Below are 11,224 nucleotides of genomic sequence, written 5' to 3' on the forward strand. Positions count from 1 at the left end.
CCCGGCGATGCAGCACGACATCTCGGTGCCAGTGGAGGCCATGCCCGAGTTCATCCTCGCCGCCGTGCCGGAGGTCGAGGCCACCTTCCCCGGCACCCGCGCGGTCGCCTTCGGGCACCTTGGCGACGGCAATGTGCACTTCCATGTCCTCGCGCCGGCAGGGGCCGCGCGGGGCGTGTGGGAAGAGGCGGAGGGCAAGGCGGTCAGCGCGAGGGTGCATGATCTGGTGACCCAGTGGGGCGGCTCGATCAGCGCCGAACACGGCATCGGGCAGATGAAGGTAGACGAGCTTGCGCGGCTCCACGATCCGGTCGCGCTGGCGGTGATGGCCCGCGTCAAGGCAGCGCTCGATCCTGCCGGGCTGCTCAATCCGGGGAAACTCATCCGCCCGCCCCAGCCCGCCTGATTGCCGCCGCTTGCGCGGGACAACACAAGGCCCTAAGGGCGGCGCTTTCGGCGGGGGATGACATTTTTTCCGCTGAGGGGATCATCCACTACAGTTTCTCGGAGACTTCGTCATGGCCAGCGCGCCGCAACCGCAACTTCCGCTGTTCTACCAGGACCTTCTGCCGCTCAACAGCCGCGACCACGCCGAATGGCGCGCCAGCCCGCTCGAGAACGCCGGCTATCTCGCCGCGACCCACGCAATCCCGCTGACCTCGGACGAATTCGTCGACGCCCAGCGCGATTTTCCCATCGTCTTCACCGCCGGTGAAAGCCCGCTGCCGATCGCGCTGTTCGGCCTCAACGAGGGCGTCAACACCTTCGTCGGCGACGACATGAAGATCAACGAGGCGATTTATCTGCCCGCCTATGCGCGCCGCTATCCCTTCATCCTCGCCAAGCTTCAGCAGGGCAGCGACGACATGTCGCTGTGCTTCGATCCGAGCGCAGGCCTGCTCGGCAAGACCGAGGAGGGCATCGCCCTGTTCGATCCCGCCGGCCAGCCGACCGAATACACCGCGAACGTGCTCGATTTCTGCCGCCGCTTCGAGGAAGCCGGCCATCGCACCAAGCTGTTCATGGAAGAGCTCGCCAAGCTCGACATCCTGATGGACGGCGAAATCGCGATCACCCGCAACGACATGCCCGACAAGCCCTTCGTCTATCGCGGCTTCCGTATGGTCGACGAGGGCAAGCTGCGCGAGCTTCCCGCCGCAACGCTCGAGGAACTCGCCAAGAACGGCATGCTGATGCTGATCTACGCGCACCTCTTCTCGCTCAACCTGATGCGCGTCGTCTTCGAGCGCCAGCTCGCACAGGGCAAGGTGCCCATGATCGCCGAAGGCACGCCCGCCCCGGCACTGAACTGATTTTGGATGACGGGCCGGGCGATATGCCCGGTTCGCCAGCGAATTGCGGGCGGGTGGACTTTGGTTCGCCCGCCCGTTTTGCGTCAGGGGAGCCTATTCGGCAGCTTGGCGCAGCCCCTCCGCCCCGCCGAGCAAGGCCGCTTCCGCGCCCAGCTCGCGCACCAGATCGGCGAGCATTGCCGCGATCGCGGGCAGGCCCGCGCCGGGCTCGGCAAGGTGGCGGTCGAGATAGGTGCCGCGGCACACCTCGATCTGCACCGCATGCACACCGCTGCGCGGTGCACCGTGGCGGTCGAGCACATAGCCGCCCGAATAGGGCCGGTTGAGTGCCACCGGCACGCCGCGCGCTTCCAGATGCCCGAGCCCGCGCGCGACAAGAGCATTGTGACACGAGGCGCCAAAGCGGTCGCCCAGTACCACCACCGGCGCACGCACCTCGCCCTCGCCCGCGCGCAGCGGCGGCATCGAATGCAGGTCGACCAGCAGCGCTGCACCCCACTCGGCGCAGATCCGCGCTAGTGCCTCCTCGAGCGCGGCATGATAGGCGCGGTGGATGCCTTCGATCCGGGCCGCGAGCTCGGCCGGCGCAAGCCGCCCGCGCCAGATCTCGCCCGATCCCGGCAGCCGCCGCGGCACCAGCCCCAGCCCGCTGCGCGCCCGCGCATTGCTGTGCTGGCCGGGCTCGGCAGAGGGCATGCCGACGGGCCGGCCGCCCTCGATCATGTCCCAGTCGATATCATCCTCGGCGCGGTTGAGATCGAGCAGCGCGCGCGGCGCATGGGCGACCAGCAGCGCCGCCCCGGTCTCACGCGCGATGGCGACGCCGAGCCGGTCGACATGGCGATCCTCGAGCCGCAATTGCGCCAGCCCCGCATCGCGCATCCGCGCCGTCACCGCAGGCGGATAGGCGCGGCCCGCATGCGGCACCGCGACCAGCACCGGCAGTCTGAGGCGCGGCGGTACGGTCAGCGTGAAGGCCGGCGCCGTCTCGAGCCCCGGCACCGTGCCGCCGCTCGAGGCGGTGCGCTGGGCCGCAGGACCCGGCCGTGAGGGGCGCTCGTGGATGTTCATGAGCGCCCTTGCTGACGGGTTTGCGCGGGCCTGTCAAAGCCTGATCGGCCCGTCACGGCGGCAATCTTCGCACCGGCACGCAAGGTCGCTGCGACACGGGGAAAGATTTCTTAAGCCGGTTCTGCTAACACCCGCGCATGACAGCGACACGCACCCCCCGGATCCTGCTTGCCGAAGACGAGGCCGCGATGCGCGCCTATCTCGAACGGGCGCTGACGAATGCCGGCTACGAAGTGAGCGCGGTCGATCGCGGCACGGATGCCGTGCCGCTTCTGGAAACGGGCGACTTCGACCTGCTGCTTTCGGATATCGTCATGCCCGAGATGGACGGGATCGAACTTGCCCAGCGCTGCGCCGAGATTTCCCCGCGCACCAAGGTGATGTTCATCACCGGTTTTGCCGCCGTCAGCCTGCGCGCCAGCCGCGAACAGCCCGCCGCCAAGGTGCTCTCCAAGCCCTTCCACCTGCGCGATCTGGTGCTGGAGGTGGAGCGTGTCTTCGAGGAAGCGGACGCGGCGCGCCTGTAGCTTTTCTCCGGCGCGAATCGCTTGCACCTTCCCAAGGGCTGCGATAAAGGGCCGCTCCGCTCTCCCCCCGGGAGAGCCGCACATCCGATGGTGTGGGCGTATAGCTCAGTGGTAGAGCACTATGTTGACATCGTAGGGGTCGCAAGTTCAATCCTTGCTACGCCCACCATCGGTTGAATCGAAAACGCCCGCCCTTTCCGGCGGGCTTTTTTTGTGTCTGCCCCCGTTGCAACGGCGGTTGCGCTCCATTCACACCGCCCCCCGCTTGCAAGGCCCGGCTCCTCTGCTAAAGCCCGCGCGGGATATTCAAGCCTTGGACGGGCTCTGAACAGCTTCCTGTCGATCACATTTAGCCCTGCGCAGACGGGGCAAGAAGGATAGGGCATCAGCCATGCAGAAAATCAAAGTCGCCAACCCCGTTGTCGAGCTCGATGGCGACGAGATGACGCGCATCATCTGGCAGTGGATCCGCGAAAGGCTGATCCTGCCCTATCTCGATATCGATCTGAAGTATTATGACCTCTCGATCGAGAACCGCGATGCGACCGACGATCAGGTGACCGTCGATTCCGCCAACGCGATCAAACAGTATGGCGTGGGCGTGAAGTGCGCCACCATCACCCCCGACGAACAGCGCGTCGAGGAATTCAGCCTCAAGAAGATGTGGAAGAGCCCAAATGGCACGATCCGAAACATCCTCGGCGGCGTGGTCTTCCGCGAACCGATCGTGATCGACAACGTGCCGCGCCTTGTGCCGGGCTGGACCGATCCGATCGTGGTCGGCCGTCATGCCTTCGGCGACCAGTACAAGGCGACCGACACGCTGATCCCCGGCCCCGGCAAGCTGCGCCTCGTCTTCGATGGCGAGGACGGCACCAAGATCGATCTCGACGTGTTCGACTTCCCCAGCGCCGGCGTGGCGATGGCGATGTACAACCTCGACGATTCGATCCGCGACTTCGCCCGCGCCAGCTTCAACTACGGTTTGAACCTCGGCTGGCCGGTGTACCTCTCGACCAAGAATACCATCCTCAAGGCCTATGACGGGCGCTTCAAGGACCTGTTCCAGGAAGTGTTCGACAACGAGGGCTTCGCCGAGCAGTTCAAGGCCAAGGGCATGGTCTACGAGCACCGCCTGATCGACGACATGGTCGCCTCGGCCCTGAAGTGGAGCGGCAAGTTCGTCTGGGCCTGCAAGAACTACGACGGCGACGTGCAGTCCGATACCGTCGCGCAAGGCTTCGGCTCGCTCGGCCTGATGACCTCGGTGCTGCTCTCGCCCGACGGTAAGACCGTCGAGGCAGAAGCCGCGCACGGTACTGTCACCCGCCACTACCGCCAGCACCAGCAGGGCAAGGCGACCTCGACCAACCCGATCGCCTCGATCTTCGCCTGGACCCGCGGCCTGATGTATCGCGGCAAGTTCGACGGCACGCCCGATGTGGTGAAGTTCGCCGAAACGCTCGAGCGGGTCTGCGTCGCCACGGTCGAGAAGGGCTACATGACCAAGGACCTGGCGCTGCTGATCGGCCCGGGCCAAGCATGGCAGACCACCGAGCAGTTCTTCGAGACGGTTGCTGAGAACCTCGAGAAGGAAATGGCCTCCTGGGCCTGATCCGCTCATTGATGGGAGGGCGCGCCGGTCTGATGATCGGCGTGCCCATCCTGCTGCTGGCATCGCCGTTATTCGCCCCGCAGCTCTTGGCCTTCCCGCACTATGCCGAGGCGGGGGATAGCCAGATCTGGTCCGAAACCCCGATCGATCAGGCCACGCTCGAGAAGGTCATGGCGCGGGCCGAGACCTTGGTGTCCGCCAGCCCGATTGCGCGAGAGCGTGAACCGCGCCGCATCTTCCTGACCGATGGCAGCTGGCGCTGGCTGTGGCTGGCGAACATTTACCGCGGAACCTTTGCCTTGACGCGGTTCGGTGGGCAGAACCTTATCGTCAATCGTGCCGATTTTGCAGCGGATCGCATCGTCAACAACCGCAACATCGGCGGGTCGCGCAAGCTATCAGCGGTGCTGGCCCACGAGATCACGCATGGCGTACTTGTGCACCACTTCGGCCCTATCGCGATGATGCGCCAGCCGCGGTGGCGCGTTGAAGGCTATTGCGACCACGTCGCTCGGGAAAGCGCCTTGACCCCGGAAGAGGTCGCCCGGATCGAGGCGCGCGGCGAAAAGCACCCGGCGCTGCTTTATTATCACGGTCGCAAGCGGGTCGAAGCCGCGCTGGCGGCGAGCGGCGGCTCGGTCGACGCGCTGTTCGCAAGGGAATAATATGGCAAGCCGATCAACCGCGCGTCTCGAAATCCGTCAGGCCAAGCTCAAAGACGTGCGGGCAATCGGCGATCTGGTGCGCCGCGCATATGACGATCTGCCCGCCTACACTCAGGGCGAGATCCGCGGGCAGATCAACAACTACCCCGATGGCTGCTTTGTCGCGCTGTTCGATGGTGCGGTGGTGGGGTATTGCGCCTCTATGCGGCTCGATGAGCGCGTGGCACTGTCGGACCATACCTGGGACGAGGTGACCGGCAACGGCTTCGGCAGCCGCCATGACCCGACCGGCGACTGGCTCTACGGCTACGAATTGTGCGTCGATCCGGCGGTGCGCGGCACCCGACTGGGCCGCCGCCTTTATGAGGAACGCCGCGCACTGGCCGAGCGGCTTGACCTGACCGGCATCGTGTTTGGCGGCCGCATGCCCGGCTATGCCCGCGCCAAGCGCCGCAAGGCGAACCGCGCTGACACGCCGGAGCAATATCTCGACCTGGTGATCGACAGCAAGATCCACGATCCGGTGCTGCGTTTCCAGCTTGCCAACGGGTTCGAACCCGGCGGCATCATGCCGAAATACCTGCCCGAGGATAAAGCCAGCCGCGGCAACGCGGTGCGGATGATCTGGCGCAACCCCTACGTCGATAGCGACGCGCCGCCCAAGCACCGATTGCCGCGCGATGTCGAAAGCGTGCGCATCGCCACCTGCCAGCTGCAATCGCGCGCCGTGTCCGGCTTCGATGAATTCATGAAGCAGATCGAATATTTCGTCGATGTCGCCGCCGATTACGAGGCGGACTTCATCGTGTTTCCCGAGATGTTCACGGTGATGCTCCTGTCGGCCGAGCCCAAGGAACTCACCCCGCTCGAAGCCATCGAAACGCTGAGCGACTACACTCCGCGGATCCGGCAGCGATTGTCGGAAATGGCGCTCGCCTTCAACATCAACATCATCGGCGGATCACACCCGACCCGGATGCCCGATGGCGACATCCACAATGTCGCCTATGTCTGCCTGCGCGACGGATCGATCCACGCGCAGGAGAAGATCCACCCCACGCCCAACGAAGCCTATTGGTGGAACATCAAGGGCGGCGACACGATCGACGCCATCCCCACCGACTGCGGCCCCATCGGCGTGCTGATCTGCTACGACAGCGAATTCCCCGAACTCGCCCGGCGGCTGGTGGACGAAGGCGCGCGGATCATCTTCGTGCCGTTCTGCACCGACAGCCGGCAGGGCTACATGCGGGTGCGCTACTGCTCGCAGGCGCGCGCGATCGAAAACCAGTGCTTTGTCGTGATGAGCGGCAATGTCGGCAATCTGCCCAATGTCGCCAACATGGACATCCAATACGCACAGTCCTGCATCCTCACCCCCTGCGACTTCCCCTTCGCGCGCGACGGGATCGCTGCCGAGGCATCCGAGAACGTCGAGACCCTGACGATCAGCGACGTCAACCTTGCCGATCTGAGCTGGGCGCGGGCCGAGGGCACGGTGATGAACCTCGCCGACCGCCGCTTCGATCTTTACCGCATCGAGTGGGACAAGCGGGTCGGCAACATCAAGGATCCGCTCGGCGAAGGGCGCGAGACGGGCGTGACGCGTCCTATCGGACCGCATGGCGCAGGCGGAGGGTGACAGCCCCGCCCCGCCCCGTTAAGCCTTGGGCGTGGCTGGCGAACTGACCCTCTCCCCCGTTCTGTCGGATGCGCTGGTGATCCTTGGCGCAGCCGGCATCGTCATCCCGGTCTTCGCCCGCTTCCGGATCACCCCGATTATCGGCTTCATCCTCATCGGGGTGCTGGTCGGCCCCTTCGGGCTTGGTTCACTCGTCGAGCGGATCCCGTGGCTCTACCACGTCACGATCAGCAACCCGGAGGCGCTCACACCCTTTGCCGATTTCGGCATCGTGCTGCTGCTCTTCGCGATCGGGCTCGAGCTTTCGTTCAACCGCCTTTGGGCGATGCGCAAGCTGGTGTTCGGGCTCGGCGCGCTCGAGGTGCTGGTGAGCGGCGGAGCGCTGGCGCTGTTCCTCGGGCTGACCGGAAGCATGAATGTCACCGCCGCGCTGGCACTGGGCTTCGCGCTGGCCTTCTCCTCGACCGCCATCGTCCTGCCGATTTCGGGCACCCGCTCGCCGGTCGGGCGCGCGGCGCTCTCGATGCTGTTGTTCGAGGACATCATGATCGTGCCGATCATCTTCGTCCTCGGCGCGCTGGCTCCCAATGCCGCCGATGAAGGCTGGGCGGGCATGGGGCGCACCCTGTGGCAGGGCGGCCTGGTGATCGCGGTGCTGCTGGTGGCGGGCCGCTACGTCCTCCCCCGCCTGTTCGCGCAGGCGGCGCGCACCAAGAGCCCCGAACTGTTCCTCTCCGCCTCGCTGCTGGTGGTCATCGGCGCGAGCCTTGCCACCGCGCTGGTCGGCCTCTCCCCGATCGTCGGCGCGCTGATCGCCGGGCTGCTGATCGCCGAGACCGAATATCACACCGAGGTCGAGCAGATCATGGAGCCCTTCAAGGGCCTCGCGCTGGGCGTGTTCCTGATCACCGTTGGCATGAGCATCAACCTCGTCGAGATCGGCGCGCAGATCGGCGCGATCACTGCGGCGGTGGTGGGCGTGGTGGTTTTCAAGGCGATCGTCACCGGCATCCTCCTGCGCCTGATGGGCGCACGGCGCAGCACTGCGGCCGAGACAGGCCTGCTGATGGCCTCGCCGTCCGAGACGACGCTGATCGTGCTTGCCGCGGCGACCAGCGCCTTGGTGCTCGACACCGAGACCGCACGCTTCTGGCAGACCGTCACCGCGATCGGCCTGACGATCACGCCGCTGCTGGCCAAGCTGGGCGCGGTGATAGCCAGGGGCGTCGACAGCCCGTCATCCATACCGCCCGAGGACGATACCGACACCGCGCGCACCATCATCGTCGGCGGTGGGCGCGTCGGGCGGCTGGTCGCGGACATGATGCGTGCCCACGCCAAGCCCTATGTGATGATCGACAGCAACCCCGACCTGATCGATTCCGCCAAGCGCGACGGCTACCGCGCGACCTTCGGCGATGCGGCGCGGGGTGATACGCTGGCGCGGCTCGGGGTCGAGAGCGCGCCCGCGGTGGTGCTGACCATGGACGAGCCGGTGCTCGCCCAGCGGCTCGTCGCCAAGCTGCGCCAGACCTATCCGGATCTGCTGATCGTCGCCCGCGCGCGCGATCCCGATCACGCCGCGGCGATGTACCGCGCCGGCGCCAGCCATGCGGTGCCCGAGACCCTCGAGGCCTCGCTCCAGCTGTCGGAAGCGGTGCTGGTCGACATCGGCGTCGCGATGGGCCCGGTGATCGCCTCGATCCACGCCAAGCGCGACGAGTTCCGCGAGCAGCTGGAACGCGACGGGGGACTCAGCGAAAAGCCGAAACTGCGCACCAGCACGACGGGCGGAGAAACAATCGCGGGCTTGCGGCGGTAGTTCAATGGGCAAGGAGATTGTCCCATGACCAAACCTGCCAAGCCCGACAACCCCGCCGACCGTGGCCCCGAAACGCTGACCGACGAGAAGCACGGCACCATCAAGGACAAGCAACTCGAGGGCAACCGTCGCCCCGACACCGACCTCGCGCGCGGCTCGGAACCGGCGACCCGCGGCAGTTCGCGCGAGAGGTAACCTCCTAGCCTTCGCCTTCCGAGGCGGGCCTGACGCTGCGCTCCAGCGTCTTGAACCGCGTGCCATCGGCCTGGCGCACGGTGATCGTGACATTGCCGCCCTTGCTGACGTTGCGGTCCTCGACCGTTCCGGACTTGCCCTTGTGGGTGCCCGTGATCACCACGCATCGTTCACCGTTATTCATGGCCACTTTCCTCTCCGCGCGCCACCGCCAGACCGAAAGGCGCCTCGAGCGGCTTGATCCGCCATGCCTCCCCGGCGGTGACATCGTCGCCATCGTAGAGCAGGCGGACCTTCCACCCCTTCCCGGACGGCGTCACGTGGTATTGAACGACGTGATTCTCTGCGCTCAGCGTGCCGCCGTCGTTGTAGGCCTCGAGCGTCTCGACATGCGAGAAGGTGAACCCGTCCTCTGTGCGGGTGACTTCCGCGGTGTAGGCGATGTTGCACCAACCCTCGCACAGCGTGAATTCGGCCATCGGCTTGGCCGTCGCGGGATCGGTGAAGAAGCGCACCTCGAAGCCGCCGAGATCGCCGGTCTCGCCCGACATCTCGACATTGCCATAGAGGCCTTGGGGAAAGGGGCGCTCGCCGCTCCTCGCTTGTGTCGCCGCACCGCCCGCCATTAGGGCCGCTGCGGAAAGCGCAAGGACGAGGCGCGCGGGGCGCGTCACCCCGCCAGCACCGCCCTTACCGCCGCGAGCGCCTCGGCTGCCTTGCTGCCGTCGGGCCCGCCGCCCTGCGCCATGTCAGGTCGCCCGCCGCCGCCCTTGCCGCCCAGTGCTTCGACGCCGGCGCGCACCAGATCGACCGCGCTGAAGCGCGCCGTGAGATCATCGGTGACCGCCGCCGCGATGCTCGCCTTGCCGTCATTGACCGCGATCACCGCCGCCACGCCGGTGCCCATGCGCTGCTTGGCCGCATCGAGCAGCGGACGCAGTTCCTTGGGGTCGAGCCCTTCGAGCACCTGCCCGCTGAAGGTGACGCCCGCGACAGTCTCTTCGGCGATGGCCGCACCGCCGCTTGCGCCGCCGCCCAGCGCCAGGGCCTTCTTGGCCTCGGCCAATTCCTTCTCGAGCCGCTTGCGCTCGTCGAGCAGCGCGGCGAGCCTTGCGGGAACTTCCTCGGGCGTCGCGCGGATCACGCTCGCCGCCGATTTCAGCGCTTCCTCGCGGCCGACCAGCCACTGGCGCGCGCCCTCGCCGGTCATCGCCTCGATGCGGCGTACGCCCGAGGAGACCGCGCTTTCCGAGACGATGCGGAAGATGCCGATGTCGCCCGTGGCGCGCACATGGGTGCCGCCGCACAGCTCGACCGAGTAATTGCGCCCTTCCTTGCCCGCACGGCCCATGGCGAGCACGCGGACCTCGTCGCCGTATTTCTCGCCGAACAGCGCCAGCGCGCCGGCAGCGACCGCATCGTCCGGGGTCATCAAGCGGGTCGAGACCTGCTCGTTGGCGCGGATCTCGGCGTTCACTTCGGCCTCGACCGCGGCGATATCCTCAGGGGTCAGGGCGACCGGGTGCGAGAAATCGAAGCGCAGGCGGTCTTCGGCGACCATGCTGCCCTTCTGCGTCACGTGCCCGCCAAGGCGGCCGCGCAGCGCGGCATGGACGAGGTGGGTGGCCGAGTGGTTGGCGCGGATGCGGTCGCGCCGCTCGGCATCGACCTTCATCTCGACCGTGTCGCCGACGCTGACCGCGCCCGCCTCGATCCGCACCTGATGCGCGTGGAGACGCCCGAGCGGCTTGGAGGTGTCGGTGACAACCGCGCGCAGGCCGGCGATGCTGGCGATGGTGCCGGCATCGCCTGTCTGGCCGCCGCTTTCGCCATAGAAGGGCGTCTGGTTGGTGAGGATCACCACCTCGTCACCCGCCGCGGCGCTGGCGACTTCGGCGCCGCCCTTGACGATTCCGACAACCTTGCCCTCGCCGCTGGTGGCGGCATAGCCGGTGAATTCGCTCGCGCCCTCACGCTCGGCGATGTCGAACCAGACCTCGCCCGAGGCCGCCTCGCCCGAACCCTTCCACGCGGCGCGCGCGGCGGCCTTCTGGCGAGCCATGGCCGCGTCGAATCCCTCGCGATCGACCCCGATCCCGCGCGCGCGCAGGGCGTCTTCGGTCAGGTCATAGGGGAAGCCGTAGGTGTCGTAGAGCCGGAAGGCGATCTCGCCGTCGAGTTCCCCGCCGGTCGCAAGGTCGCCGGTCGCCTCGTCGAGGAGCTTCAGCCCCTTGTCGAGGGTGCGGCGGAACTGGGTTTCCTCACGCTCGAGCACTTCCTGGATGAGCGCCTGACCGCGCACCAGCTCAGGATAGGCCTGGCCCATCTCGGTGACGAGCGCTGGGACGAGGCGATGCATCAGCGGTTCGGCGGC

Annotated in this window: 12 protein-coding genes and 1 tRNA gene; 9 read left to right on the forward strand and 4 right to left on the reverse strand. The window is 66.8% G+C overall.

All coding sequences use genetic code 11. The features are described 5' to 3' along the window. Positions 1-406, forward strand: a 406-nt coding sequence (locus NBV68_RS12930) for an FAD-linked oxidase C-terminal domain-containing protein (RefSeq protein ID WP_296310432.1), incomplete at its 5' end; no start/stop codon positions are given. Between the two features lie 112 nt (positions 407-518). Beyond that, positions 519-1,313, forward strand: coding sequence for a SapC family protein (locus tag NBV68_RS12935; protein ID WP_296310433.1), 795 nt, complete (start codon positions 519-521; stop codon positions 1,311-1,313). 93 nt (positions 1,314-1,406) lie between these two features. Here NBV68_RS12935 and NBV68_RS12940 read toward each other — a convergent pair whose 3' ends face one another. Then, positions 1,407-2,384: an N-formylglutamate amidohydrolase gene (locus NBV68_RS12940; protein ID WP_296310434.1), complete on the reverse strand. Its 978-nt coding sequence runs from the start codon at positions 2,382-2,384 to the stop codon at positions 1,407-1,409. A gap of 137 nt (positions 2,385-2,521) precedes the next feature. Here NBV68_RS12940 and cpdR point away from each other — a divergent pair, with 137 nt between their 5' ends. From cpdR to NBV68_RS12975, 7 genes are all read left to right on the forward strand, one after another. Further along, positions 2,522-2,911 (forward strand): cell cycle two-component system response regulator CpdR, encoded by a 390-nt coding sequence (gene cpdR, locus NBV68_RS12945; protein WP_296310435.1) that lies wholly within the window; start codon positions 2,522-2,524, stop codon positions 2,909-2,911. 94 nt (positions 2,912-3,005) lie between these two features. After that, positions 3,006-3,080 (forward strand) — tRNA-Val (locus NBV68_RS12950). Positions 3,081-3,302: 222 nt separating this feature from the next. Continuing rightward, positions 3,303-4,526 carry an NADP-dependent isocitrate dehydrogenase gene (locus NBV68_RS12955; protein WP_296310436.1) on the forward strand — a complete coding sequence of 408 codons (1,224 nt, stop codon included), beginning with the start codon at positions 3,303-3,305 and terminating at the stop codon, positions 4,524-4,526. Positions 4,527-4,558: 32 nt separating this feature from the next. Then, positions 4,559-5,191 carry a hypothetical protein gene (locus NBV68_RS12960; RefSeq protein ID WP_296310437.1) on the forward strand — a complete coding sequence of 211 codons (633 nt, stop codon included), beginning with the start codon at positions 4,559-4,561 and terminating at the stop codon, positions 5,189-5,191. A 1-nt stretch (position 5,192) separates the two neighbouring features. After that, positions 5,193-6,833 carry a bifunctional GNAT family N-acetyltransferase/carbon-nitrogen hydrolase family protein gene (locus NBV68_RS12965; protein ID WP_296310438.1) on the forward strand — a complete coding sequence of 547 codons (1,641 nt, stop codon included), beginning with the start codon at positions 5,193-5,195 and terminating at the stop codon, positions 6,831-6,833. A gap of 31 nt (positions 6,834-6,864) precedes the next feature. Continuing rightward, positions 6,865-8,655, forward strand: a complete 1,791-nt coding sequence (locus NBV68_RS12970) for a cation:proton antiporter (protein WP_296310439.1) — start codon at positions 6,865-6,867, stop codon at positions 8,653-8,655. Between the two features lie 24 nt (positions 8,656-8,679). Beyond that, positions 8,680-8,850: a hypothetical protein gene (locus tag NBV68_RS12975; protein WP_296310440.1), complete on the forward strand. Its 171-nt coding sequence runs from the start codon at positions 8,680-8,682 to the stop codon at positions 8,848-8,850. A gap of 4 nt (positions 8,851-8,854) precedes the next feature. Here the strand turns inward: NBV68_RS12975 and NBV68_RS12980 are convergent, their stop codons facing one another. The 3 genes from NBV68_RS12980 to NBV68_RS12990 all read right to left on the reverse strand — a co-directional run. Continuing rightward, positions 8,855-9,034, reverse strand: a complete 180-nt coding sequence (locus tag NBV68_RS12980) for a KOW motif-containing protein (RefSeq protein WP_296310441.1) — start codon at positions 9,032-9,034, stop codon at positions 8,855-8,857. Further along, positions 9,027-9,524 (reverse strand): hypothetical protein, encoded by a 498-nt coding sequence (locus NBV68_RS12985; protein WP_296310442.1) that lies wholly within the window; start codon positions 9,522-9,524, stop codon positions 9,027-9,029. The genes NBV68_RS12980 and NBV68_RS12985 overlap by 8 nt, the downstream gene beginning before the upstream one ends. Then, positions 9,521-11,224, reverse strand: a 1,704-nt coding sequence (locus NBV68_RS12990) for an alanine--tRNA ligase-related protein (RefSeq protein ID WP_296310444.1), incomplete at its 5' end; no start/stop codon positions are given. The genes NBV68_RS12990 and NBV68_RS12985, both read right to left, overlap by 4 nt.

This window comes from Erythrobacter sp. (genome assembly GCF_023653175.1).
In the GTDB taxonomy this organism is placed as follows: Bacteria; Pseudomonadota; Alphaproteobacteria; order Sphingomonadales; family Sphingomonadaceae; genus Erythrobacter.